The organism is Candidatus Omnitrophota bacterium (assembly GCA_030688425.1).
In the GTDB taxonomy this organism is placed as follows: Bacteria; Omnitrophota; Gorgyraeia; order Zapsychrales; family JANLHA01; genus JAUYIB01.
In genome coordinates, this window is record JAUYIB010000012.1 from 663478 (window position 1) to 688991 (window position 25514).

The 25514-nt window shown below is 53.5% G+C and carries 19 protein-coding genes and 2 tRNA genes; 2 read left to right on the forward strand and 19 right to left on the reverse strand.

Translation table 11 applies throughout. The annotated features are described in order from the left end of the window. Nucleotides 1-25: 25 nt before the first annotated feature. The 8 genes from Q8Q08_04225 to Q8Q08_04260 all read right to left on the reverse strand — a co-directional run bounded on the left by Q8Q08_04225 (nt 26) and on the right by Q8Q08_04260 (nt 13216). Nucleotides 26-3751: an efflux RND transporter permease subunit gene (locus Q8Q08_04225; protein MDP2653220.1), complete on the reverse strand. Its 3726-nt coding sequence runs from the start codon at nt 3749-3751 to the stop codon at nt 26-28. A 5-nt stretch (nt 3752-3756) separates the two neighbouring features. After that, nucleotides 3757-5346, reverse strand: a complete 1590-nt coding sequence (locus tag Q8Q08_04230) for an efflux RND transporter periplasmic adaptor subunit (GenBank protein ID MDP2653221.1) — start codon at nt 5344-5346, stop codon at nt 3757-3759. Continuing rightward, a complete protein-coding gene (locus tag Q8Q08_04235; protein ID MDP2653222.1) occupies nt 5343-6734 on the reverse strand; it encodes a TolC family protein in 1392 nt (463 codons plus the stop codon). Before Q8Q08_04235 ends, Q8Q08_04230 begins: the two co-directional genes overlap by 4 nt. A 69-nt stretch (nt 6735-6803) precedes the next feature. Continuing rightward, nucleotides 6804-8906 (reverse strand): isoamylase, encoded by a 2103-nt coding sequence (locus tag Q8Q08_04240; GenBank protein MDP2653223.1) that lies wholly within the window; start codon nt 8904-8906, stop codon nt 6804-6806. 272 nt (nt 8907-9178) lie between these two features. Beyond that, complete coding sequence (locus tag Q8Q08_04245) at nt 9179-11782, reverse strand: heavy metal translocating P-type ATPase (protein ID MDP2653224.1); 2604 nt, start codon at nt 11780-11782, stop codon at nt 9179-9181. A gap of 122 nt (nt 11783-11904) precedes the next feature. Continuing rightward, complete coding sequence (locus tag Q8Q08_04250; protein ID MDP2653225.1) at nt 11905-12342, reverse strand: heavy-metal-associated domain-containing protein; 438 nt, start codon at nt 12340-12342, stop codon at nt 11905-11907. 241 nt (nt 12343-12583) lie between these two features. Continuing rightward, nucleotides 12584-12886, reverse strand: a complete 303-nt coding sequence (locus Q8Q08_04255; GenBank protein MDP2653226.1) for a DUF5676 family membrane protein — start codon at nt 12884-12886, stop codon at nt 12584-12586. 57 nt (nt 12887-12943) lie between these two features. Continuing rightward, nucleotides 12944-13216, reverse strand: a complete 273-nt coding sequence (locus Q8Q08_04260; protein ID MDP2653227.1) for a hypothetical protein — start codon at nt 13214-13216, stop codon at nt 12944-12946. Nucleotides 13217-14537: 1321 nt separating this feature from the next. On the opposite strand from Q8Q08_04260, the gene Q8Q08_04265 reads away from it, so the two are divergent. Continuing rightward, nucleotides 14538-15236 carry a zinc ribbon domain-containing protein gene (locus Q8Q08_04265; GenBank protein MDP2653228.1) on the forward strand — a complete coding sequence of 233 codons (699 nt, stop codon included), beginning with the start codon at nt 14538-14540 and terminating at the stop codon, nt 15234-15236. A gap of 325 nt (nt 15237-15561) precedes the next feature. Here the strand turns inward: Q8Q08_04265 and Q8Q08_04270 are convergent. The 10 genes from Q8Q08_04270 to Q8Q08_04315 form a co-directional block, all read right to left on the reverse strand. Then, a tRNA-His gene (locus Q8Q08_04270) sits at nt 15562-15638 on the reverse strand. Nucleotides 15639-15884: 246 nt separating this feature from the next. Beyond that, nucleotides 15885-16982 carry a hypothetical protein gene (locus tag Q8Q08_04275; GenBank protein MDP2653229.1) on the reverse strand — a complete coding sequence of 366 codons (1098 nt, stop codon included), beginning with the start codon at nt 16980-16982 and terminating at the stop codon, nt 15885-15887. Between the two features lie 50 nt (nt 16983-17032). After that, nucleotides 17033-17106: transfer RNA gene (locus Q8Q08_04280), tRNA-Arg, on the reverse strand. Beyond that, on the reverse strand, nt 17097-17345 hold the full coding sequence (locus tag Q8Q08_04285) for a GIY-YIG nuclease family protein (protein ID MDP2653230.1): 249 nt from the start codon (nt 17343-17345) through the stop codon (nt 17097-17099). Before Q8Q08_04285 ends, Q8Q08_04280 begins: the two co-directional genes overlap by 10 nt. 129 nt (nt 17346-17474) lie before the next feature. After that, nucleotides 17475-18143 carry a hypothetical protein gene (locus Q8Q08_04290; protein MDP2653231.1) on the reverse strand — a complete coding sequence of 223 codons (669 nt, stop codon included), beginning with the start codon at nt 18141-18143 and terminating at the stop codon, nt 17475-17477. A 1-nt stretch (nt 18144) separates the two neighbouring features. Further along, nucleotides 18145-18726 (reverse strand): hypothetical protein, encoded by a 582-nt coding sequence (locus tag Q8Q08_04295; protein ID MDP2653232.1) that lies wholly within the window; start codon nt 18724-18726, stop codon nt 18145-18147. Between the two features lie 248 nt (nt 18727-18974). Continuing rightward, the gene (locus Q8Q08_04300) at nt 18975-19685 is read right to left on the reverse strand and encodes a glycosyltransferase family 2 protein (protein MDP2653233.1); all 711 of its coding nucleotides are present in this window, start codon (nt 19683-19685) and stop codon (nt 18975-18977) included. Between the two features lie 72 nt (nt 19686-19757). Beyond that, complete coding sequence (locus tag Q8Q08_04305; GenBank protein MDP2653234.1) at nt 19758-19916, reverse strand: DUF5989 family protein; 159 nt, start codon at nt 19914-19916, stop codon at nt 19758-19760. A 120-nt stretch (nt 19917-20036) separates the two neighbouring features. Further along, the gene (locus Q8Q08_04310; protein ID MDP2653235.1) at nt 20037-20438 is read right to left on the reverse strand and encodes a hypothetical protein; all 402 of its coding nucleotides are present in this window, start codon (nt 20436-20438) and stop codon (nt 20037-20039) included. A 99-nt stretch (nt 20439-20537) separates the two neighbouring features. Beyond that, the gene (locus Q8Q08_04315; protein MDP2653236.1) at nt 20538-22352 is read right to left on the reverse strand and encodes a carbamoyltransferase; all 1815 of its coding nucleotides are present in this window, start codon (nt 22350-22352) and stop codon (nt 20538-20540) included. 70 nt (nt 22353-22422) lie between these two features. Between Q8Q08_04315 and Q8Q08_04320 the strand changes: the two genes are divergently transcribed. Further along, nucleotides 22423-23472 carry a hypothetical protein gene (locus Q8Q08_04320; protein ID MDP2653237.1) on the forward strand — a complete coding sequence of 350 codons (1050 nt, stop codon included), beginning with the start codon at nt 22423-22425 and terminating at the stop codon, nt 23470-23472. 5 nt (nt 23473-23477) lie between these two features. On the opposite strand, the gene Q8Q08_04325 is transcribed toward Q8Q08_04320, so the two are convergent. Further along, on the reverse strand, nt 23478-25511 hold the full coding sequence (locus Q8Q08_04325) for a discoidin domain-containing protein (protein MDP2653238.1): 2034 nt from the start codon (nt 25509-25511) through the stop codon (nt 23478-23480). Nucleotides 25512-25514 lie beyond the last annotated feature (3 nt).

A 25514-nucleotide genomic window follows, 5' to 3' on the forward strand; every position in this document is an offset into this window, starting at 1 on the left:
AGTTCTCCAAGTTTGCGGGCAGCGCTTATGAGCCCGGTGCCTCGAAAATCGGTCCAGTCTTGGCTGCCAATGCAACCGCGCCATTCTCCCCCTTTTGAGCCCGTTTCCATTTCCACTCTTCCACCGCGGAAAACAGGCACGGCACGATCCAAATCGTAATCAGAAGGCTGACAACCATTCCACCAACGGAAGGAATAGCCATCGGTTGCATCACATCCGAGCCGCGGCCAGTCGCCCAGAAGATGGGCATCAAACCGAAGATGGTCGTTGAAATCGTCATCAATGCAGGGCGTATTCTCTTGAGGCCCGCTTCGACCACCGTTTGCCGGATTTCAGCGATAGAGTTGAATTTTCGGTCATTGAACATCCCTTCCAAATATGTCGAAGTGACGACGCCGTCGTCGTCCACCACGCCGAACAGAACGAGGAACCCGACCCACACGGCGATGGAAAGATTCACACCCCACAGCGCCAGCATGATGAATCCGCCCGACGCCGACACGAGGATACCGAAGTAGATGATGGGCGCGATCCACCAACGCTTGAAGCCGAGGTAGAGCATTACGAACATGATGAAGAGGCAGATCGGCACGAGAATGCTCATCCGTTTTGTGGCGCGGACCTGGTTCTCGAACTGGCCGCTCCATTCCCAATAATAACCAGGCGGCAGCTTGAGCCGGCCATCACGCACGGCGCCTTGGAGAACCGCCTCGGCATCTTCGACCACACTCACTTCGTCGCGGTCGCGAGTGTTCATCGTCACGTAGCCCACCAGCAGGCCGCGCTCGCCTTTGATTTCCTGCGGGCCGAGGACGCTCTTGATGGTGAGGACTTGCGCGAGGGGGATTTGCGCGCCGGTGGAGCTGGGCACCAAAATCTTTTCCAGCTCGGGAATATCTTCGCGAAACTCCCGCAGGTAACGGACGCGGATCGGGTAGCGCTCCCGGCCCTCGACGGACTCCATGATGTTCATGCCGCCAATGGCGATTTCGATGACATCCTGCACGTCGCGAACGCTGACGCCATAGCGGGCGATTCGGTCGCGGTCGATTTCGAATTCCAGATATGGCTTGCCGACAATGCGGTCAGCCACAATGTCGGTCGCGCCGGGAACCTGCGAAAGAAGCTGCTCGATCTCCAGACCGATGCGTCCGATTTCCTTCAGGTCGCTCCCGTAAATTTTCACACCCATCATGGCACGAAAACCGGTTTGTAACATGATGAGGCGCGTCTGTATCGGTTGCAGGAATGTCGGCAGAACGCCGGGAATGGCCGTCTTCTCTTGAAGCTCGGTGAGGATTTCGTTTTTCGTGATGGGGCGGTGTTCAGGCCAAATCCACGTGAGCGGTCTCTTCAACCAGCCCGGCCAGTTGGAGAACCAATGTTTGACCGGCATGTGCCGCCATATCGATTCCGGCTTGAGGATGATAATGCTCTCCATCATGCCGATGGGCGCAGGGTCGAGCGCGGATTCAGCGCGACCCAGTTTCCCAACCACAGACTCAACTTCGGGCACACTGGCGATAGCCATGTCCTGCCGGGCGCTGACTTCAAGCGCGGGGCCAAGGCCGGCTTGTGGCAGCAACGACGGCATATAAAGAAACGAACCTTCATCGAGCGGAGGCATAAACTCGCGGCCAATGCCTGAGAGGATTTTTCTCTCCTGCACGACTTCGATGCCGCGTGCCGTCTCAGCGTCGCGCTCCTTGGGGTCTGGCCGCCGCCACTCGATGCGCCGGTACGTAGAGCCGTCGGAGCGTTTCACTTTCTGCCAGCGTACTTGGTCGAACTCGATGAGCGGACGCGTCACGTCATTGGTCTCCTTCAGAGACATCGCCTGCTTCAGTTCGGGCGACGCCTGCTCGCGGGCGAACAAATTGATGGCCCAACCCACCGGTGCGAGCATGACACCTATACCTAACCAAATGGTCAGCCCCGTAAATAGAATCGTCACCGGCGCGATGAGAAATGTCTTTTTGTGCGCCAGAATCCAACGCAGTGTCGGGGTGTAAACCCTGGCGATGCCCCGTGATACGGGATTTTCTTCGAGCGGCAGAAACCGCTCACGCGTCATGCGTACGAACGCTAATGCGACAATCACGCCAACAACCATGGACATTGGCCAACCGCTGTAATGGTTCCCCGACACTACCTGCATGAAAATCGCATGCGCGGCGAGGACCGAAACGAGGCCAAGCGCACCGGCGATAATCCACACCGTTCGCTTCGACCACTTAACCGGGCGGAATAAAAAATAGCACACTAGGGGAACCACCGTGAGTGCGAGGATGACGGATGCGCCAATGGCAAAGGTTTTCGTGTACGCGAGCGGACGAAAGAGTAACCCTTCCTGGCCGGCGAGAAAGAAAACCGGGATGAACGAAACGAGCGTGTTCGAAACGGCGGTGACAATCGCACCTCCGACTTCAGACGCACCGTCGAAAACTTTCTGAAAATGACTCTTCTCTTTGTCGTCAGCGGCGATGTGACGGTAGATATTTTCAGTCATGATGATACCCATGTCACCCACGTCGCCGATGGCGATGGCCAGGCCGGCCAGCGACATGATATTGGCATCAACGCCGAAGAAGTACATCAGGATGAAACAAAGCCCGACCGAAAGCGGCAACGTGACAATGACCGAAAGCGTGCTGCGCAGATGCAACAAGAAGATGAAAATGATTACGCTCGCCATCAACGCTTCCTCCAGCAACGCCTCTTTGAGCGTGCTAACGGTCTCTTTGACGATGTCGGTGCGGTCGTAGAAGGCGACGATTTTTACTTTTGAGACGCGGCCATCAGGGAGCGTTTTTTGTGGAAGGCCCAGTTCCAGTTGTTTGATTTTTTCTTTCACCCGTTCAACGACGTGTTGCGGGTTTTCCCCGTAACGCATCAAAACCACGCCGCCGACAGCTTCCACGCCGGCTTTGTCCAGCGCCCCCCGGCGGAACTCCGGGCCGAGGCTCACGGTCGCGACGTGTTTGACCTGGATGGGCGTGCCCTTCTCCTGACGGATAACGACTTTTTCCAAATCTTCGACTGACTTGATGAAGCCAACGCCGCGGATAAAAAACTCGATGCCGTTTTTCTCCAACACCTTTGCGCCGACATCTATGTTCGAGTTGCGCACAGCCTCGTAAACGTCCATGAGCGTGATACGGTGCGCGCGCAACTTGTCCGGATGGACGTCAATTTGATATTGCTTCACATGGCCGCCGATGCTGGCAACTTCGCTCACGCCGTCGACGGAGTTAAGTTGGTAACGCAAATACCAGTCCTGGATGGAGCGCAGTTCAGCGAGATCGAAGCCTTCCGCCTCAACGGTGTACCAAAAGACCTGGCCCAGCGCAGTGGCGTCGGGACCGAGCACCGGCGTGATACCGGCCGGGAGCCGTTGCTGGGCGACGTTGATACGCTCCAGCACGCGCGACCGCGCCCAGTAGTAATCCACGTTGTCCTTGAAGACAACAAAGACCATCGAGAAGCCGAAGCCGGACATCGAGCGGATGGACTTTACGCCCGGTGTGCCGGTAAGACTGGTCGTAAGCGGATACGTGACCTGGTTATCCACATCCTGTGGCGAACGACCGGGCCAGTCCGCAAAAACAATAACCTGTTTCTCGCCGATGTCGGGGATGGCATCCACCCGCGTGTTCAGGATCGCATAGTAGCCCACAGCCACAATGGCCACGACTGCGAGCACAACGAGGAACGCGTGTTTCAGACACCAGCGGATGAGAGCGTCAATCATTGGCTTTATTCCTTACGCTGCTTTTGCTGAGGCGTGTGTTGTTGATGCTCTTCAGCTCCCGAGCTACTCGCCGGTAGCGCTGACGATGCCTCATTCGCCGGCGGAGCGGATGCCGCTCCGCCGTGTTGATGGCTGGCGCCGGCTGCCTGGCCTTCCTTGTAGAACAGGCTCGGTAACCCGCGAATCTGAAATTGGCTATCGAGGAGAAAATTCCCGCGTGTCACTACCTTGTCGCCCTCGCTTAGTCCGCTCAGCACAGGATAGGAATCGTCGGTGCGCGGACCGGTCTCAATCTCCATCGAAACAAACTGACCTTTGCTCTTCTCGACATACACCAGTTTGCGCACGCCGCTGTCGAGCACCGCGGTCACGGGCACGGCGAGGAGAAGTTGGTCCCCTTCCGGCTTGACGCTCGCTGGCGTGCCAGGAATCTGCACGAGTGTCATTTTGCAAACCGGGCATTGGCCGGCTTGCGGTTGCAGCACGAGCGGGTGCATTGGACAACTCCACTGACCTTCGAAGCCGCTAGGCGCGGGCTTGCCATCCGCCAGAAGCTCCGCGTGAATCACTGCGGTGACATACATTCCGGGCTTCAATTTATTCTCCATGTTGTTGATATTAAGCAGCACTTTGACCGTACGCGTTTCCTCGTTTAGTACCGGGCTAATGAACCAGACGCGGGCTGTGAAACTCTGGCCGGGAACCGCCTCCGATTTGATTTCGACCATTTGGCCATATTGCACCCAGGGCAGTTCGTATTCATAGATGTCGAGATAAACCCAAACCGATTCGAGGTTCGCGAGCCGGTAAAGCATCTCGCCCGGCTTCACCATCGCCTTCTGCACGACCATTTTTTCCGTGACGGTGCCTTTGATGGGAGAGAACAGCGTTAAGCGTTCGTGGATTTTTTTATTTTGCACCAGCTCGTCAACCTGTTCCTGCGTCAACCCCCAACGGAGGAGTTTTCGCGTAGACGATTCGACGAGGATGGAACTGCGTGTACTCTCCAAGGCGATCAGCATTTCCTGCTGCGCCACGACCAGGTCGGGACTGTAAATCTCCAATAGATGGTCACCCTGTTTCACCTCGACGCCGGTATAATCTACGAATAAACGCTCGACGTAACCCTCGACCCGGGCAGTGATGTTGGCCAGCCCGGTCTCATTGTATTGCACCTTGCCGACCGCGCGAATCTCGCGGCTCAGTTTGCGGCGCTGGACCAAAACGGTTTCCACGCTCGCCATTGCGCGGGCGTGTTCGGACAGTTCCAGCATCGAACCTTCCGATTCGTAAATCGGCACCATGTCCATCCCCATACTGTCCTTGCGAGGCGTCTGGCTGACTTCGCCAGGCATCATGGTGGACCGGTAGGACGTGATTTTGCGTGAAACGGTCTTTTCCCCCGTCCCGTCGTTTGTGGTCACCGCCGTGCCTGGCGTGGGCGCTTCTTTTGCGTGCCCGGTGTGGTCTGGACGGGAAGCCTCGTTCTCGCGCGAAGAGTATGGAAAGAACAGAAATGCGCCGAGGACAGCGACGGCCACCACCGCCAGGGCAATGAGAATATTTCGTTTTATGAAAATACTTTTAAAGTTCATCGCTTCCTTTCCTTTCCAAGAGCAGCATTGGGTGATAACACGGGTGCGTTGGTCGGCGGCACGCCCAGGATGAGCAACGACAGTTCCGCCAAAGCCAGTTCGCGCTGGAGGAGGAATTCGACTTCCGACAATTGAAAATCGAGGAGCGTCCGCTCGGCATCAATCACATTGAGAAAATCTACCTTGCCGCCGACATAGCCTGATTGAGCGACTTCCAGCGACTGTCGGGCCATGGGCAGCAACCGCTCGTTTAGCAGTTCGAGATTGCGACTGGCTTCGCGGAACATAAATGACTTCTCCGCGAATTCCACCGCGAGCGCGATTTGCTCCGCCGAGAGTCGCGCCTCCGCCGCGCGCTTGCCAGCCTGCGCTCCCGCAATCTGTGCCGTAATTTTGTCACGCCAAATCGGAAGAGTAACGCCAACCGATGGCCGCATCATCACCGGGTAAGCTTTGACATCCGCCTCAATCCCCGCGCTAAAGTCCGGCACTTTCGCTTTGGTCGCGAGGCGCAGGGACGCTTCGGCGAGCTGCACTTCCGCTTCCATCGCCTTTAATCGTGGGTTCCGCGCCAGCGCCGTGACAAAAAGCATCTCCGCACTCAGACCGAGCGGCGCGGTTTCCAACTTCTGCGGCACGGGCGGCGTCGCGTCCTCATCTTTCAAACCCAACGATGCTTTGAACTGCGCGAGCAACGGCTGGCGCGAATCGTCGAGGTTAGCAATCTCCGTGGTAAGCCGCTCCTGTTCAATCTGCGCCCGCAGCACGTCTTGCAACGTGACCTTACCTACTTCGTTCTGTATCAGCGCCAGCTTCTCAAGTTCGCCCATCAACCGCAGAGTCTCGTGAGTCACGCCAATCTTGGCGTCGAGGAAATTCAGTTGGTAGCAGGCCTTCTTGACCGCGAAGGCGGTTTGAAGAACGCTCGACTCGAACGCGAAGTATTTTGCCTCGCTTTCGGCCGTGGCGACGTTCGCCGCCGCCTTGAGCTTGCCGGGACCAGGGAAGTCCATCATCAGCCCTGGCATCAGCGATATCACCATGTCCGCGATGTCGCTCTGAAAAGTCAGTCGCGGATCCGGCAACGACCGCTCCACCGTGATGCGCTGCACAGCTGCTGCCCAGTCGTAATATGCCGCTTCGACCTGCGGCTGGCTCAACATGGCGAACAGGAGGAAGTCATTCAGCGGTGAGTTGGTCGTGAGCGTGGGCAACGTGGGGCGCTGGCCACTGGGGCGATAAACATTCTGGATGGTTTGCTGGTTTTGGCGGGCGGCCTTTTCTCCGGCCGTGCGGACGCCCGCGCAGCCAGTGAAGAGCACGACCATCGCCGCACCGCTGACGGCAAACCACCACCAGTCCCTGCCGTAATGCTGATTTGTCTTCATTATTTTTTTAGTAGGATTGGAACCCATTCTTTGGATTTATCCCGAATCATTTTATTATAGGATTTGCTTTCATTGCGGTGAACCCCCGTCCTTGTCGCGGACCAGCACGACAACGGCCCTGCCCGGTACTCGATAATGCAACGACTGCAATGGGCTTTCGTTACCGGGTTCGAGAAAGTCGAACGGGCTTTCGAGGCTGGTATCAACCACTCGCCGCCACGAATTCGTTGCGCCCTCCTGTATCTGAAAAGTCAGTTCCTTCCCATAGGCGTTGATCATCACATAGATGTCGATGTCCTGTTGCGATCCGCCGTGCAGAGCAAAGGCGAGACTGCGAGAATCGTATGCAAGGTCGGCATCGTGGCCCACCCCATACCAACGGACATCCTCACGCCAGAACCGGCTCCTCGCCAGCGACGGGTGTGCCTTGCGAAACGCAATCATGCGTTTAAAGAAGCGGAACATGTCCGGGTTCGCTTGCAGACGGCCCCAATCAATCCAACCCACTTCGTTGTCCTGATTGTAAGGATTGTTGTTCCCGGCTTGGGTGTGCATGAACTCGTCTCCCGCACGGAGCATGGGCGTTCCGTTCGAGAGGAACAGCAGGCAACAGAAATTCTTGATCTGTCGCTTGCGCAGTTTCATGACCTCCGGCGGTGCGCCATCGTCCCCTTCCCAGCCGCAGTTCCAACTGTGGTTTTCCGCCATTCCGTCTGTGTTGCCGTGGCCGTTCGCCGAGTTTCGCTTTTGGTTGTAGGCAACCAGATCGTAGAGGGTGAATCCGTCGTGAGAGGCGAGGTAATTGACGCTCTGATGTGGGTGATAGGCGTTCATCCGATCGTCGGGGAAAAGATCGTCGCTGCCGTACAGGCGGCGCATCAAGGCCGCCGTCATTCCGGGATCCCCCTTGACGAAGCGACGGAGATCATCCCGGTATCTGCCGTTCCACTGGCAAGCCATGATCCCCGGAAACGCCCGGCCCAGTTGATACACCCCGGCGGCATCCCAGGGCTCGGCAATCAAACGCAGATGTGCCAGATCCGGGTCGGAGGCCATATCGCTGAGCAGCGGTGCATCGCTTACATTGACCGATCCATCCTGATTTCGGGTAAAGAGGGAAGCAAGGTCGAAGCGAAATCCGTCGACATGCATCGCGTGTGCCCAATGACGGACGCTGTCCATGATCATTTTGCGTACGTAGCGGTTTGCACAATTGAGCGTGTTGCCGGTGCCGGAGAAATTTTCGTAGGGCGCACCCTGTCGGTCCGCCATCAGATAGTAGGTGCTGTTGTCGATCCCCTTGTAACTATAGACCGGACCCGTGTGATCGCCCTCTCCCGTGTGATTATAGACGACGTCGAGGACCACCTCGATATTCGCCTGGTGCAGCGCCTTGATCATGTCGCGAAACTCGTTGTGTTGCGCCTTACCCGTGCGGTCGCTGAGATAGCCATGGTGGGGGGAAAAGAAGTTCAGCGGCATGTAGCCCCAGTAGTTGTCATCGGAAGGGTCATATTGAAACACCGGCATCAACTCCACCACGGTGACGCCAAGGTCCTTCAAGTACGGGATTTTCTCTACCAGGCCCGCAAATGTTCCGCGCGCTTCATCCTTGACTCCGGAGTTGGGATTCTTGGTAAATCCGCTGACATGTAGCTCGTAGATGACAGTATCGGCCTCGTGCTGAGGGCGATGGTCGCCTTGCCAGTCGAAGCGTTCGCTGTCGCCCGCAAGGACACCCAGGGGCGACTTGCCTGCGTTCGAACCATGCCGGACGGCGGTGAGCCGGTCGAAAGCCGGGGGAAAAAACACAGACTTTGCATAGGGGTCGATCAGGATTTTGTCGCGATCGAACCAGTGCCACTCGAATCGACCATTGGGCTGAGGTCCGTCGATGCGGTACGCATAGTAGGACGCGTCCTTCATTGACACAAGGGGGATGCGGCAATGCCAGATCCTGCCGGTTTTGTTCTTAAGGTAATCGAACTGATATTCAAATACGGGAGCAACAATGTCGCGCTCGGTATAGAGCAACAATGTGACGCTTCCCGCATGCTTCGAGTAAAGCGCGAAGTTGTAGGCATCCTCTTCTTCTATCTTTGTCGCGCCCAGGGGAAATGGAAGTCCCTCCGCAGCCGCCCACCGAAACGATGTTTTCTCACGTAACGTCATGTTTCCTCCTACCATTTCTCTATGGATGTCGCACGTCATTCTCGAATAAACGCCAGCCAGGGCGCTCGGCCCGAATATCTGTGGTAACCTTTGCCGATGATAGACATCTTCTTTATGCCGAACCTCGACTTTTGGAGTTCACGGACAGCTTGCTCTGCCTTTTCGTAAGTGTTGTAGAGGGCGACGATCTCACTTTTCTCTGCCGTTTTTTTAAACCTTTCGACATCCCTGCGATGTGTCCTGTATGTGCTTGCATGGTTATCTCCTTTTAATTAATTTGTCATTAGTTTTGCGGGAGAGGCTACGACGGCATTTCCTGCCTTTTCAGGTCGCGGGGTTGCCGTTGCGGCAGGCGCTTCACTTGGCTTCTTAGCTGCCACGTCAGGCGTCCCGGGCGCCGCTATCTTACCAGGCTGACGAATGCCCGCCAGTTTAGTTCGCTTGAGCATCAGCGCATTGATCGCCACGATCAGCGTGCTGCCTGACATCGACAACGCTGCGACTTCCGGACTCAACACGAATGGATATAAAACACCCGCGGCGAGCGGGAACGCGATTAAATTGTAGCCAACCGCCCATCCAAGATTCTGATGCATCTTTCGCAATGTCGCGCGTGATAGTTCAATCGCGGCAACGATGTCATAGGGGTCACTCTTCATTAGCACTACGTCAGCACTTTCCATGGCGACATCGGTTCCGGCACCAATAGCAAACCCCACGTTAGCTTGGGTTAGCGCTGGCGCGTCGTTGACACCATCGGCCACCATCCCGACTTTTTTTCCGGTTGCCTGCAACTGCTTAACCTTTTCGGCCTTCTGGGCCGGCAGTACATCAGCTAATATGCTATCGATGCCGAGATCCGCGGCAATACGCTTGGCCGTGACTGCGTTGTCACCGGTCAACATTACTACTTCGATTTTACGTTGGCGCAATTTTGCCACGGCTGCCTTGGACGTTGGTCTGATCGCATCGGCAATGCCTATGAGTCCGATGACAAGACCGGCCTGCGATACATGAACGACAGTACGACCGTCTCCCTGTAAGCGAGTAGCTTCAGCCTCCAAGGGACCAAGTGCCAGCTTTTGCGTATCCATGAGTAACCGGTTGCCAAGGAATACCGTTCCACCAGCAGTTTCAGCGCGCGCCCCCATACCGTCAAGACTTTCGAACCCTGTCGGTGGCGTGACAGTAAGGTTTGCCGCTCGACGTACGATTGCCTGGGCCAGCGGATGACCGGACCCTTGCTCGACGGCTGCGGCGGCGATCAACACTACATCCTCGGTAACCCCGTCTGCCGTCACGATCTCGACTACTTCCGGCTGACCAACGGTAAGAGTACCCGTCTTATCGAACACGATAATATTAAGCTTGGTAGCATCTTCGAGCGCCGATGCGTTCTTAAACAAAATGCCATTTTTTGCACCCAAACCTGTACTCACCATGACTGCCATTGGCGTTGCAAGTCCCAACGCATCTGGGCAAGCGATTACGAAGACTGTGATGGTCAGGGTCACCGCAAAGAGCAGCGACTGTCCGATCATCCAAAACCACACCCCAAAGGTCACAAGACCGATGACGATCGCGGAAATCACCAGCCATTGCGCGGCCTTATCTGCCAAGAGTTGCGCCGGTGCCTTTGAGTTCTGCGCCTCCTGTACCAATTTTACTATCTGCGCCAACGCCGAGTCAGCTCCGACTTTTGTTGCCTTGTAGCGAAAGCTTCCGCTCTTGTTGATCGTCGCACCAATCACCGTGGCACCCGGTCCCTTCTGGACCGGCATCGACTCGCCGGTGAGCATTGACTCATCGACCAGTGATTCACCGGTTTCTATCGTGCCGTCGACTGGAATCTTGTTACCCGGCCGAATTACGACAATCTCGTCTGCTAACACCTCTGCTGTTGGAACTTCAATTTCAGTGCCATTACGAATAACATTCGCCATCGCCGGAGTGAGATTCATCAGAGCATTGATCGCGGACGAGGCTCCCGCACGGGCACGCATTTCCAGCCAGTGTCCAAGCAAGATGAAAACCAAAAGGACGCTTGCGGCTTCAAAGAATTGCCCGCCTCCCTTAAAGAAAAAGGTACTACCAATACTAAAGAGATACCCAGTACCAACACTCAACACGATCAGAGCTGCCATGCCCAGGATACCCTTCTTGAGACCGCGCCAGGCGGAAACAAAAAAAGGCCAACTCGGATAGATAATCGCAGCGCTTGCAAAGAAAAACAGCCATAGGTTGAGCTCCAACCCGAACGGCGGAGCCGGCGGCTTGAAGAAGCCTCCCTTTGGGGCGTAGATAAATATTGGTACAGTAAAAATCAGGCAGATCCAAAAACGATTGCGCATGTCGCGGACCATGGCCGGAAGGTCCTTACCGCTATGACCCATCTCATGCGCCATATCCGATGACATCGGGGAAGGCTCTCCCGGCGCTGTGTGACCCTCGTGGCCCTTGCCTGCAGGATCGGCAGTGGCGGACTTCGGCGCCGCGGACGCTTTAGACATTGGCATATCGGGAACTTTTGCTTTTGCGTCACTTGCGGGCAGCTGAGTTTCAGCCTTTACTTTTTCCTCTGGCGGTTTTACGACTGGTGGCGCTAAAGGGACTTCCGCTTTTATTTTTTCCTTGGAGTCGTCATCTAAGGGTGCGGCAGGCGCAGACACCGCAGATTCTTGGTCGCTTTGGTGGCGCACACCTGATTTGATATCGGCGACCTCTATCCGGGTTTCGTCGTAGCGTACTGTGGCGCTTTTCGCAGCGTAATTCACTGTAACGCTTTCGACACCCGGCACCTTTCCAATCCGATCTTCCACTTCCTCCACACTCAATACTGAGAGCATACCGTGAATTTCAATAACACTTGTTTTCATCGTGCCTCCTTCCCCCTCTACAAATTTCAATATTTCTTGTTACATATTATGTTTGCCATATCTCTCTTTACCGTCCTGTCCCTTTTCTGATTGTCATGATGTTCTCCTATTTAAATGTTGTCCTAACTTTTGTCCGGCATCACTTTGTTTGGTTGTTTATCCCCTGCATTACCGGCTGCAGGTGTTGCCGGAGATGGTTTCGGGGTTGTTGACGGCGCCGTTTTGTCTTGTGCGGCACCCGCAGGGGCAGGTGCGTCTGGGGGAGTTTTTGGCGTAGCGGGTGCCGGGGTTGCAGGCGGCGCGACCGGAGCTGTATGGCCTTCGTGACCTTTACCTGCCGAATTAGGAACGGATGCGCCGGATTCATACCCGCCTTGGCGTACGCCTGACTTGATATCGTTAACCTCAAGTTGGGTTTCGTCGTAGCGTACTGTGGCGCTTTTTGCAGCGTAATTCACTGTAACGCTTTCGACACCCGGTACCTTGCCAATCCGATCTTCTACTTCCTCAACACTCCATACCGACAGCATGTCGTGCACTTCAATATTGCTGGTTTTCATAGGGCCTCCTTAACTTTTTTCATGTTTATAATTTCAACGGATGTATCATCTACAATAGACAATCATTCCGTCTATTTAATTTGGATCACCGGACTTAACCTAATTTGACTATTTCATATTCTTGTGTTCTTCCGCAGACATGTTATGGTCTTTGGCGCTACTTTGACATCCGGCGACAGTTCCAAGCATTAGTGTCATTAAAAGCAGTGATAGTAACGTTTTCATTTTTTCTCCTCTGTTTTTATATGTTCATTGATTTTGCTTCGTTATCGAATTTAATAAGATGGAAATTATAAATACTTGCGATACTTGCTCCAGTCAACCATCCCAAAATAAATATCTGGATAATTCCATAGGTCATTTCCAAGGCAGACATTCCCGTTCTTAAAATCGAACTGACATCAAGCCCGTGTAAGAGCGTATTAAAAAATAAAACTGACTGTTCTCGGGTGGTTGTTAAAAGAACGATTACACATCCCGAGCGTAAAATGACGAAAGTTAATCCCACGGCTAATCCAAGCTTTTTAACATTGATGGCACCCATAATTTTCTCCTCTCAGTCTTGAACAGTTTGTTCTCCTGCGATTTTAATTAAAGGAATTTAATGACAGCCCCCATGACCAGCAGCAGGCCCTTCCTTCTTTTCATGCCCTTCATGGCCTTCTTCCTTTTTATCTTTATCGTGATTTTCATCTTCATGCTGATGCCCTTGCCCATGACTGCCCATCATCAAAAAATGGCAGGCAAACATCGCAATGACAAAAAACAAAAATGTATTGTTACTTCTGATCCCAAAAGCCGGTAATAAAAAAATAAAAAGTAACGGCAGTACGCAACCGATGACCATCCATAACCCGTGATTGTGATTTTTCATTTCTTACCTCCTCGGAGTCAATGCGATAGCAATAGCACCTGTGAGAATGAGTATTCTTTTGATTTTGAGTCTCCATTTTAAAAACTTCAAAATTGATAAAGGAATAAACTAAAATGAATCAGAATTTTGAAGAACAATGAACTACCCCGCATTAAGCTGACGGAGTATCCACAGTTAACTGCAAAAAAGGAAACGCAGCAAGCTGCGGGGAATTTACCCGCTGAGATTAAAGACGGAAGACTCGATTGGAGAGATAAATCGGAGGGTCACTTTGACTATATTGGGTAAGAGAAATATAAAAAACTCGGCCAGATGGACCACCTGAAGCGATAATGGAGTTGCCGATCTCAGCGACAAAAGGGCTAGGATGGGGTAACCAATTCGTCTTTGGGCTAACAACGACTTTTTGTGACATGCCATTCTCGACTGTACCAACAATGTGCTGGCAGTCGCATTTTTTATTATGCGGACTTTTAGTTGGCGGGCAACATGTATGATCTTGCATCGCTCCCTTTGACTGCTGGGGAAATATTCCCATTATCGCCGCGTTAGCCTCCCCCCTGAGACAGCAACAATAAATCATGGAGAACACCAAAGGAAGGATCAAGCCACATTGTATTAAGCGAAAATTTCTCTTCATAAGGCCTGCCACAATTAGTCCTGAATTTTTTCAGCGCTAACCGATTAAATATAAATTAGGTAATTATTGTCCTACCCCGGACGATAGACAGTGACCTTCTTTGCAATGGGCTACTGCCCTAATCATCCAGCGAATTTCGTTCCTTACCATGTTAAGTCTTCTTTTTTATTTAAATAATTAAACACACCTTTTTCTACAAATGCCGGCGTCTCAATGTTGACTTTCGTAAAGAATCAATCTTTCATGGAAACTAGAACTGCTTCCAATCTATCTTTCCTAATCTCGTTCAGAGCGCGATTCTCTACACGCAAAACTTATGCTGCGGCGCTTAAACCTTAATTGTGGCACCTTTATCTCCACGATTATCGCAACAAGCAAGGATCAACCTCATGCTATTATATTAAGAACGAAACCAAAAAAATCAATTGTACCCAGGTATAATCGCAAAGTTTTGTCTCCGACAAAGGGATTCGTTTTGGCGGCCTGCAATTCAAAAACACCGGAATTCAATTAATCCTAAAGAACGTCCTTTATACCGGAAAGGTCCGTTATCATGATGAGATCTATCCCGGCGAACATGAAGCGATCATCACTGATGAGGATTTTCAGAAAGTTCAGCAAACCCTCGCCGATAATTGGCGTGAACGAAAGGTCGCGGGCACAGCAAAAAGCATCGGTCTCTTGAGTCAGATCCTCCGGTGCAAGGCGTGCAACTCGAGCACCTACTATATTTATTCACAGAAAGGCACGAACCGCTACCATTACTACGTCTGCCTGAACGCCCAAAAACGCGGATACCATGTCTGCCCCACCCGCAACGTCGCGGCTCATGCCATCGAGAACAAATTTATGGAATGCCTAAGGACGCTCGTCACGGACAACACCTTTGATAGCGAGCGCTGGAATATCCTGACGCTGGAACAAAAGATCACCCGAGTTAAATCCGTCGTCAAAAAAGCCGACTTTGATGCGCATAATGTCACGCTCGAAATCATACTCCTCAATGACGAAAGCCATTCACTCCCGCTACGCATTGATGAATTGAAACGCATCCCGGCACACAAGAAGTCAATCGAAGTCGGGAAAGAACCTTTCGTCAGGCAAGATCTCATCCTGGCCCACCAAATCAGGGAACTCCATGAACAAAAAGGCCATTCCTTACCCCGGATCGCGGAATGGATCGAGCTGGCCCATGCTCGAGTGTGCCAGACCATGAACATGCTCAACCTCTCTCCCGATATTCAAGAAGCGATCATCTTTTCAGATGAAAAGCGTCTCTTCAAAATCCCCGAGTACAAAATGCGTCCAATCACCGCCGAAGGTGACTGGCAGAAGCAGCGTGCACTTTGGGATTCCCTGCTCCAATCGATCGCCCAATAATCCTGCTTATCTCTACCCATCGATAGTAAATGCCGACTGAGGACATGGTATCTACACCGATCTTGCTTGTATATTTTGATTAATACCATTTACTAGGCGAGGCCTAAAGTCGGCCGAGTTAGAGATACTTTGGCATTATTCCGACGAACAGGAGCTTATTTTTGAAGACTGGAAATCGGCAGGCACAAACTAACGGAAAGAATTCACAAACGCACAACAAGATACGCTGCAACCTTTTGAAACATCGCGACATGCAAAAAGCCCCAACCGGACGTGCCGATCAGGGCTTTATGCTATTTTTCTCTCTACCAGAGAGGCAAAAAACTGGGGTGGGTGACGGGATTCGAACCCGCGACCACAAGAGCCACATTCTTGTACTCTAACCAGCTGAGCTACACCCACCACATACCTTTAAACTAACAAATCTTACATCCAGAGTTTGTGGTGGAGTTGTCCCGATTACCTGAAGCCTTTATCTAGAGACTTCGGGGCACCCACCACATACCTTTTCACTACTAAATCTTATATCTAGAAAATGTGGTGGAGTTTCCCAGCTTCCTCAATGCTCCATCAAGAAACCGCCGGGACACCCACCATTGATTCTTTCAAACCTTTGAAACCGAAGGCCTATATTCTACCAAAAAAACGTCATTTGACAACTTCGGCATTCACTCCCTCCAGCCCGGCGCCGGGCAGGGCGTTGGCGGCCGGCTGGGTCATTCTTTCCTGATAAAACTGTTTGCCGAATTCTTCAACGCTCTTGCCGATCTCCTTCAGTTCTTCGCCCCGCGGGATCCCGGGCTTCTCTTCATATTCGATCTTTCCGGTAAGGGACACGGGCTCGATATGGAAGTCGTCCATCTTGGTCTTAAAGGAAAAATTTAACCCGACCTTCAGCCCGCTGGACTGCAGGGCGCCGATCACAAAATCCTGGATGGAACCCTTCGACGTTTCCGCCTGGACTCCGGCCATCTGGCTGAGATCGATCTTTCCTTCCACCGCCATGTCGTTGCTCTCCGACTTCAGGTCCACGGAGAGCCACGTCTTCCCCTGGGGATCGGAGACCTGGAGCTTGCCGTCCATGTTGCGTTTGACAAAATTCGCCCAGCCGCTGCCTTCCACCCGGCTTTCCGCGAGACCGGGGTTACCCGATTCGATCAACGCGTTGAAATTGAACCGGGTCCGGATGGGCTTGATCGGGTAGGACACCGACTGCGCTTTGAGACTAAAATCCTTCAGCCCGACCTGATACTCCGCGCTGAAAAACGGCTCCAGGAATTCCACCCGCCCTTTGTCCACCTCGAGGTAATAGATCAATATCCCCTGGATCATCGCCGGACGGGCGGAGGCCGGAGATGATGCCGCCTTCGGGGTGGCGGTTTCAGATTCCGGCGGCGCCGTCTGCCTTCCCAGGCGGAATTTCCCGTTGCCGGACTCCACAAGCACGGCGACGTCCTCGATGTGCAGACTGCCGATGACCAACTGTTTGTCGCTGATGACGGGAAACCCCAGGTGGATCCTGACGCTCTGGGCGGACAGCAAGCCCTCCACCTGCAGTTCGTCCAGCATGATCCCCAGCGGGAACAACCCCTGCACGTGCTTTGTCGTGACCGGACGGTTGAACACCCGGCTCAAATTTTCCTCAACAAGCTGTTTGCCGTTCATCTGGATGTAGACGTAAAACCACGCCAGCGCGATGACGGTGAGGATGAAGAAAACAGCGAGGGCTCTTTTAAAAATTTTCACGCGGCTTCACTCCTGTTATATTCCCGAACATGGTTACGGAAAAAATTTCGCGCGCCTGGCCCGAATCGAACGGGCGACCCTTTGCTTAGAAGGCAAATGCTCTATCCATCTGAGCTACAGGCGCTCAAGTTTTATCAATTTTAAATATTCTTTACCGGCCCCGGATTTCCATTTCTTTTCAAGTTCCCGGGCTGCAATTCTGCTCTCAACACTTTGCAGGCACAGCAACTGCCAGGGCCGAAACCCCTTGGTGGACCTGGTTTTTCCAGCATTGTGCTCTTTGATCCTGCGTTCAAAATCCGATGTTATCCCAACATAAATACGCCCATCTTTTTGGGATATCAACGAATAAACGGTATACATATGAAGCAAATGCTCCCTGCCTGCCGGCAGGTATCCAACTGAGCTACAGGGACAAAGATTTCTTTAGAAAAACATTTAGATGCGGCTGATATTTTACAACAAAAATGTCATTTATTTTATAGATTTCTGCTATGTGCTTTCCAATAAAAGCTTGGCAAAACGATGAACTTCTGGGTTAGCCAAAGCCAAAAGCTTTTTCTTTACTGTACGGGAGAAATATTCTCTTTCTGTTTTATTCAAATTCTCTCCCTTAACTCGCTTTAAAAAAAGCTCCTTCTGCTTGGGGGAAAATACTTGAGATAGCGCATACTCCACAGAGAAGTCCTCTTGTTTTTCTGTTTGTTTCTTAACCTCTTCTACCTCATTTCTTAAATAAGCTGTGAATACATCTTTCAATTTCTCGGTCGAGAAAGCATACCCCATCAAATTAAAATTAGCGTTGTGGGCAAAGGAATTTCTCAACTCTTTCAGCTTATTCAAATTTTCTTCTGATAATTTTGAGTACAAATTCTTTCCAAAATAAAAATCTAAAGACTTATACAAGCTTAACGAAAGGAGCAGAAGGCCTTTTAACAGATTCTTATCATCATCTCGAGTTAAATAACTCTCTACTTTTTCGTAACCAAAACTTTCGTCTCGTACGGCATTTGCCAACAAAACAGAGAATCCTTCAAACAATCGAGCATCTCGACTTTTAACGACTTCCGCCAATGTTCGGTTAACGTCATCCTTTTCCTCAACCTCAAGAAGAGGGAAGCCCAATTTACTCACTTTTTGCAATAACTCTTTATTTTCCATTTTACTTCACCTCTTTCCCCCATCTAACAAGAAAACTTTCTAAATTTCCACGAATCCTGCTTTCCGAGACATCATAACTTATTAATTCGTTATATCTTTTCCTTAATAGATCTTTATTGATTTCTTTTCCTTTAGATTTAACTAACATCAGACAATCTTCATAATCAACACTATTACCTCTAATCAATTTACTGGAAATTAAATCATAAAAGTTCAGTATCCCAAGATAAAGACGCCCTATACTCTGTGAGAAGATGTGATTCCCCTGTTCCAAAGGGGATTCCAATAATTCTGTTGTATGAATACTTTTCCCTGCAAATAAATCTATCTCAAAGAATTCATTTTCTTTTTCCCAACGAAATCCACCCTCATTTTTATACCCAATATCTCTCAATATTTTTGCTAAATAAATATATTCTTTATCGTCAGGCACCATGAAATCAATATCTTTAGTTGAAGCTTTTACATCTAATAAAGTCATTGCAGTGCCACCGCAAGCTATAATACGTACTTTTCTTTTTATAAATTTACTCCATCCAGCAAGAGTCCTTACCAAATCATTTTTTGTTAATCTGTATACCATATGAACAATATATTGTATGTATTCATACAATATGTTGCATGTTTTCGTGCAATTAGAATATAGTATATTCTCCCTAATTTGTCAAATTTAATTCACAGGATGATAAATGGCATACCTACCATTTATCATCCTGTGTTGTAATCATCCCGACATTTAGGTATAGTTGCAAAAGCGTCGAAAGTTGGTCTTCCCACGAAAAAGTGGACTCTTTGAAAAGTTGGCATGTGGCAATCCCCCGCTTTTTTGTGCTACCGGGACGATTTCTTAAAAAATAAAGACCAGATCACCTCACAATACCGGCTTCCCATCTCATGGATATTGAGCTTGGAAATCCCTTCCTTGCGGCTTACCCAGGAAACGGGAATGACGGCATACGAATACCCCTTGAGGATGGCTTTGAGGGGAAGCTCAACGGTCAGTTCAAAACCACGGGAGGTCAACGGCGAAGTCCCCTCGATCACGGTCCGGCGGTAACATTTGAAAGCGTTGGTGGTGTCGTTATATGCGAACCCGAACAGCCGCTGAATGAGATGGTTCCCCATCCGGTTGAGGGCCAGCTTGTGCCACGGATACCCCGTCACAGCCCCGCCCGGGATAAAACGCGAACCGAAAACGCAATCGTATCCCTCCTCGAGCTTGCGGGCATACCGCACAAGGTCCTCCGGATCGTCCGAACCGTCCGCCATGACGATGGCGACCGCGTCCCCCTGGACATGCTCCAGCCCCTTGCGGACCGCGAAGCCGAACCCATGGGGCGGGGGATTGTTCACATACCGGAACATTGGCAGCCGCGCGCGGAGGGACTGCAGGACCCCCTCTGTGCCGTCGGAACTTCCGTCATTCACCGCCAGGATCTCACAGGCGATCCCCGCGGCGTCCAGCCGCCGGACCACGGCATCAACGGTTTTTTCAACCGCTGCTTCCTCATTGCGGCATGGGATCAGGACGGACAGTTTCATGGCTCATTCTCCCCTGCCGGCAGGCGGCCAGTAAACTTGCGTTCGCCTTTAGTCCCGCAAGTTTGGGACTCATTAAAAGAATGTGTACAAAAATGGCGACAACGATGAACCCTGCGCGAAAACCATCAGCAGTCCCAGCAGAAGCAGGACCAGGGCCAGCGGCACCAGCCAGTAATGCTTCTTTGCTTTCAGGAAAAACCAGAATTCGGCGAGAATGGAAAGTTTGGACATAAAATGATCGCTCTGTAAGCCTCATGAACCCCGGCTGCCCTCCCCGCTTCGCAGGGCAGGCGCCGGGGCTAATTCCGGCATTGACTTGCGTTCGCTCCCGCTCCGCAAGTCAAGCCGTCATTAGAATTGCCTCTTATACCGTTCCGGCCCCAGCTCTTCCGGCGGGCGGACGATCCAGTAAGATCCCGCGTCCCGGCGAACGGCCTCATCCAAAAGGTCCTTCTTCAGGATCCGCAGGACAGCCCCGAACAGCGTAAAAAAAACATAAAAAAGAAGCGACAGAATGACCGTGGAGACAACAAAACCGATGGCATGCGCCGCCTTCATCCAGGGGCGGTAGATCATTCCCACCGCCGGAAGCCGGAGCGCCGTGAGCAGGGCCAGCCCGGCGGCGGCCAGCAGAAGAATCCCGCTGACCTCGGCCCAGCCGTGCTTCATGCCGTGCCGGATCCCGATAAACGAAAGGATCACGGCCAGGCCGTAACCGAAGACACGCAAATTTTTTTGTTCTTTGTCGTTCATGCCGTCAAGGGACCTCGCTTCGCTCGGCCACTTGGCCGTGGGATGACCACGGCCAAGTACTGCATCAAGCCACGGGCAAAGCCCGTGGCATCTGATTTGTCAATCCAGGACCCGTGAAATTTCTTCCAATTTGTATTTGTCCCTGTCCGGCTGGTGTTTTTTGTCGAACAGATAATCGCCCATCACCAGATAATCCATGTTCGTGCACATGAAACACCTGTAGGCGTCTTCCGGCGAGCAGACGATCGGTTCTCCCCGAACGTTAAAAGACGTGTTGATCATCACCGGGCACCCTGTCAGCCGGTCGAATTCGGAGAGCACGGCGCTGAAGAACGGGTTCACGTCGCCGGCAACGGTCTGGACCCTCGCGGAGTTGTCCACATGGGTCACGGCCGGGATCACCGAGCGCTTGATCTTCAATTTCCCGAGCCCTTCGGCCTTCCCGCCGTCCGCGGACAGCCGCTTGTCCTCGCGGACATCCGCCACGAGCATCATGTAAGGGCTGGACGTCTCCAAATCGAAGTACTCGCCCTTTTTCTCCTCCAGCACGCTCGGCGCGAACGGGCGGAACGATTCACGGAATTTGGTCTTGAGGTTCAGGACGCTCTGCATTTGTTCGGACCGGGCGTCGGCGATGATGCTGCGGCTGCCCAGGGCCCTCGGGCCGAATTCCATCCGCCCCCGCAATATCCCGACCACGTTCTGGTCGCGGACCAGTTCGGCCACCCGCAAAGGCAAACGGGCCGCGTCGATCTTTTCACAGACCGCGCCCGCCCTGTTCGCGAAAGATTCGATCTCCTCGCGGCAGTCCGGGCCGAGAAACGAGCCCTTCTGCCGGTCATGGACATTGTCCGCCCTCCGTTCATTGCGCAAATACTGGTGCCAGATGAGCATCGCCGCGCCCAAGGCCCCGCCCGCGTCTCCCGATGCCGGCTGGATCCAGATGTTCTTGAATTTACTCTCCCGCAAAATCCGGCCGTTGCCCACGCAATTGAGGGCCACCCCGCCGGCCAGGCACAGGTTCTCTTTTCCGGTGACGCGGTGGACATGGTCCGCCATTTTCAGCATGATCTCCTCGGTCACGTCCTGGATGGACCGGGCGATGTCCATGTCTTTTTGCGTGAGGGGACTCTCGGGCCTGCGCGGCGGCCCCCCGAACAGCCGGTGGAATTTCGGGCTGGTCATGACCGTGCCCACACAATAATCGAAATACGACAAGTCCAGCTTGAACGAACCGTCATCCTTCAAATCCAGCAGATGGTCCCGGATGAGCTTTGCATACTTCGGTTCCCCGTAAGGCGCCAGTCCCATGAGCTTATACTCCCCGGAATTGACACGGAACCCCGCGTAGTAAGTGAACGCCGAATACAGCAATCCCAGGGAATGGGGAAAACGCAGTTCCTTGAGCAGTGTGATCTTGTTGCCCTCTCCGGCGCCGATCGAGGTCGTTGTCCACTCGCCCACGCCGTCCATGGTCAGGATGGCCGCGTCGGAAAACGGAGACGGATAGAAAGCCGAGGCCGCGTGGGATTCGTGGTGCTCGGGGAACAGGATCTCGCCGGAGTACCCCAATTTTTCGCCGATCATGTCTTTGAGGAAGATCTTTCCGCCCAGCCAGGCCGGCATGGCCTGCAGGAACGTCCGCACGCCTCGGGGCGCGTGCATCAGATAGGTGAACAACAGCCGCTCGAATTTCAGGAAGGGCTTCTCGTAAAATCCGGCATAATTCAGGTCACGGGCCGTGATCCCGGCTTCTTTCAGGCAATACCGCACGGCGTTCTCCGGAAAAAGCGGGTCGTGCTTCCGCCGGGTGAAGCGCTCTTCCTGCGCGGCCGCGACGATCTCCCCGTCGCGGACAAGGCAGGCCGCGCTGTCATGATAAAAAGCTGAAAGTCCGAGGATCCAGGTGCTCATGCGCCTTCCATCCTAATCTTTAAGATCCGGATTGTGCGGCCGCGCGTCCGATAATATAATAAGGACACTCATGGCGCGACCATCCGTCAAACACATCGTTTTCTCTCTCATTTTTCTTATTCTTCTGCTCGCGCCCGTGGAGATCGCGTCCCGGGCCTACTGGGTCCGGAAGGCCGGGCTTTCGTTCTGGGCGCCGGACCCCATCGACCTCTTTTACCCGCAGATCAAAAAGATCCGGCAGGCCTCCATCCGGCAGGACGACGGTTCCTTCGACATCCTCTTTCTCGGCGGCTCGGTGCTCTACGACGTCGCCCGGCAGGACAAGTCCCGCGAGATCCTGCAAACCATCCTGGGCGATCCGGCGGGGAAGACCGTCCGCGTCTTCAATGCCTCCTACCCGGGGCATTCCTCACTCGACAGCGTTTTCAAATACGAGTCCCTGAAAAAACAAAGGTTCGATCTGGTGCTGATGTACGATTCGATCAACGAGGTGCGCGCCAACAACTGCCCGCCGGGGATGTTCCGGGACGATTACTCCCATTACTCCTGGTACGGCAAACTGAATTTTTTCCGGCATTATCCGTTCTTCCGTATTCTCACCTTCCCGTATACCGTCCATTCCCTAACGGTCGACATCCGGGTCAAGAAGAACCCACGGAGTTTCGTCCCGACCGACATCCCCGACGCCGAATGGACCCGGTACGGCCACGACATCCGCACCGCCGGGCCGTTCCGAAAAAACATGGAGAAGATCACCTCCCTGGCCCGGAAAAGGGGCGAACCGGTCCTGCTCATCGGCTTCGCGTTCCATGTCCCCCGGGACTACTCGGAAATAAAGTTTAACCGAAAAATGCTCGATTACGGCTACGGCGAAAACGCGTTCCCCCTGGAAATCTGGGGCCGCCCCGAGAACGTCATCAAAGGGGTCCTGGCCCACAACGATATCCTGGCCGGCCTGGCAAGCCGGGAAAAAACGCTTTACCTCGACGCCAATGCCTTCCTCCCCCACGACGGACGATTTTTCCGCGACGTCTGCCATCTGACGGACACGGGCGTGGAAACCTTCGCCGGCATCCTGGGGCTTTTCCTCCGCGATCAGGCCGTGGGCCGGCCCCGTTAAAATTCTCAACGGAAGATCATCTGCACAGACTCGACCCTCATCCCCTGGGCCGCGCCGTCCATCTCGAAAAGGACGCGGTATTTCCGGTAAAAATGCGGGACCCCCGTCACGTAGTATAATCGCGCGCCGGGCTCCGCATCCGGCGCCTGATCAGCGGCGAGAGGCAATTCTTTCCAGAAATCCCCGTCATCCGAGCCCTGCAGGCGGCCATTCGGCAAAGTGATCATCGGAACGCCGTAGTACTGATATCCCACCACCCGTATCCCGGAGACATCCTTGGGGCCTCCCAGGAAATCGACCCTCAGCCAGGACGGAGATTTTTTATCCGTGATATCCCAAAACCCGAAAATCCCCTGATCGGTGAATTGGGCGAACTTGAACAGCGCCGATCTCTTCAAATTGATGGAAACAAGCCTGACCTTCCACGGCAACGGCTCGGGGAGAGAAACCCAGGCGCGCTCCCGCAGGTAAGGGGCCGAAGGATTCCCCGGGCGATGCTCGTTAAAATCGATGACCTCGCTTTTGTCATCGAAATAAATGATTTCTCCCGGCATGGCGTTCACGAAAATGAATTCCACCGTCAGGGGCTTCGGGATTTCCCGCAGGAATTCCATGAGGGCCGGCTGGAAATGATCGCGGGACGTCATCATATAGCTGAATTCAAACGGGAGGTCGCGGCCGATCAGGGTGAGGCCCTGATCCGGGGGGATCATGACCACATTGAACTGCTCGATCCTGGAGAAATCCGAGGTCGCCACCTTGGCGCGGATGATGCCCAGCTCCCGCGTGAGATTGCGCACGACGTCCACGACGTTGCGCTGGGCCGTCAGGGTCCAGGCCAGCAGTAAAACGACGGCCCAGGCCCTCATCACGCCGGAGCGCGCGCCCCTCTGCCGCAAGGCGCGGTCGGCGCCCTGCAAAAGGAGGACCTGAACGATCAGCGCGAGGACAGACCCGGCAAACAGGACCCGGTACCCCACGATGCTGAAGCACCCCTGGGCCAACAGCGTCGGCGCGTTGGCCGAGAGAAAAATGAGCCCGCCCCCAAGGACGGTCCGGAACAGCGCGCCGGAAGATATCTGCCCGGGCCGGGACTTTGCCAACAGGATCAAAGCGCAAACAAGGATTGTCGCGGCCGGCGGCACAGCCCCCCAGGGGCCCAGCAATTGATGCCAGGTCCCGGCCAGGGACAACGTCAGGATATCCCACAACAGCGGCCCTTTGGCCACAAGATTGTCCGTCAGACTGACTTTGTAAAGGCACGCCTGCGCCGTCAAAAACCCCTTGCCCGCCCTCATCATCGGCAGAGTCACCAGCAGCCAGTTCAAAAGGAAATAAACGGCCATGCAGAAGCCAAAAACCATAAAATCCGCGATCAGGACTTTCCAGGCTTTTGTTCCGTTTCGCCCCGGCAAGGCAACGAAATTCAAGAATGAAAATGCAAAAACGATCAGGGCCGTCGGAGGGTAGATAAAAAGAGCTGTGATGAAGAAAACCGAGGAAAGGGCCAGCAGGGCAACGGAACGGACGCGCGGCCTCCGGGCCGACAGGACAGCGTTGTCCCCCCTCGCCTTTTCAAACAGAAAATAAGACAACGCGGCCAGCGCGATCGTCACCGTGCCCGGGAAAAAGCTCATGCACCAGAGGACGTTGACCTGGCTGTACGGCAGGAGGAAAACGGCGAACGCCAGGGACGAGGACCAGAACCAGTCCATGCCGTGCCGTTCCTGAAGATAGCGCGCGGCCTGCCACAGCAGGACCAGCAGGACCAGGAATGACGCGAGCCGGAAATACGTGAAATCCGCTATCCTCTGGACGCACCAGGTCTGGACCGACGCGGCGACAGCACCGAGAAAACGCCCGGACTGGACCAGGATGTCCCATTGATAAAACCACCGGTGCCCGTCATGCGCGTGGAATAGAAGCGAATAATCGCTGTGAAAACCGAACGCGGCGAAAAACGCGGGCGCGTACACCAGCAAGGCGGCTCCGGTAAAAACGGCGAAACGCCAATGATCGCGGGGATTGCGTAAAAACATGCG

Excerpts from the sequence above, each read along its gene's own strand:
- Q8Q08_04225 (MDP2653220.1), bottom strand. The coding sequence starts at position 3,751 with ATGATTGACGCTCTCATCCGCTGGTGTCTGAAACACGCGTTCCTCGTT.
- Q8Q08_04230 (MDP2653221.1), bottom strand. The coding sequence starts at position 5,346 with ATGAACTTTAAAAGTATTTTCATAAAACGAAATATTCTCATTGCCCTG.
- Q8Q08_04235 (MDP2653222.1), bottom strand. The coding sequence starts at position 6,734 with ATGAAGACAAATCAGCATTACGGCAGGGACTGGTGGTGGTTTGCCGTC.
- Q8Q08_04240 (MDP2653223.1), bottom strand. The coding sequence starts at position 8,906 with ATGACGTTACGTGAGAAAACATCGTTTCGGTGGGCGGCTGCGGAGGGA.
- Q8Q08_04245 (MDP2653224.1), bottom strand. The coding sequence starts at position 11,782 with ATGAAAACAAGTGTTATTGAAATTCACGGTATGCTCTCAGTATTGAGT.
- Q8Q08_04250 (MDP2653225.1), bottom strand. The coding sequence starts at position 12,342 with ATGAAAACCAGCAATATTGAAGTGCACGACATGCTGTCGGTATGGAGT.
- Q8Q08_04255 (MDP2653226.1), bottom strand. The coding sequence starts at position 12,886 with ATGGGTGCCATCAATGTTAAAAAGCTTGGATTAGCCGTGGGATTAACT.
- Q8Q08_04260 (MDP2653227.1), bottom strand. The coding sequence starts at position 13,216 with ATGAAAAATCACAATCACGGGTTATGGATGGTCATCGGTTGCGTACTG.
- Q8Q08_04285 (MDP2653230.1), bottom strand. The coding sequence starts at position 17,345 with ATGTATACCGTTTATTCGTTGATATCCCAAAAAGATGGGCGTATTTAT.
- Q8Q08_04290 (MDP2653231.1), bottom strand. The coding sequence starts at position 18,143 with ATGGAAAATAAAGAGTTATTGCAAAAAGTGAGTAAATTGGGCTTCCCT.
- Q8Q08_04295 (MDP2653232.1), bottom strand. The coding sequence starts at position 18,726 with ATGGTATACAGATTAACAAAAAATGATTTGGTAAGGACTCTTGCTGGA.
- Q8Q08_04300 (MDP2653233.1), bottom strand. The coding sequence starts at position 19,685 with ATGAAACTGTCCGTCCTGATCCCATGCCGCAATGAGGAAGCAGCGGTT.
- Q8Q08_04305 (MDP2653234.1), bottom strand. The coding sequence starts at position 19,916 with ATGTCCAAACTTTCCATTCTCGCCGAATTCTGGTTTTTCCTGAAAGCA.
- Q8Q08_04310 (MDP2653235.1), bottom strand. The coding sequence starts at position 20,438 with ATGAACGACAAAGAACAAAAAAATTTGCGTGTCTTCGGTTACGGCCTG.
- Q8Q08_04315 (MDP2653236.1), bottom strand. The coding sequence starts at position 22,352 with ATGAGCACCTGGATCCTCGGACTTTCAGCTTTTTATCATGACAGCGCG.
- Q8Q08_04320 (MDP2653237.1), top strand. The coding sequence starts at position 22,423 with ATGGCGCGACCATCCGTCAAACACATCGTTTTCTCTCTCATTTTTCTT.
- Q8Q08_04325 (MDP2653238.1), bottom strand. The coding sequence starts at position 25,511 with ATGTTTTTACGCAATCCCCGCGATCATTGGCGTTTCGCCGTTTTTACC.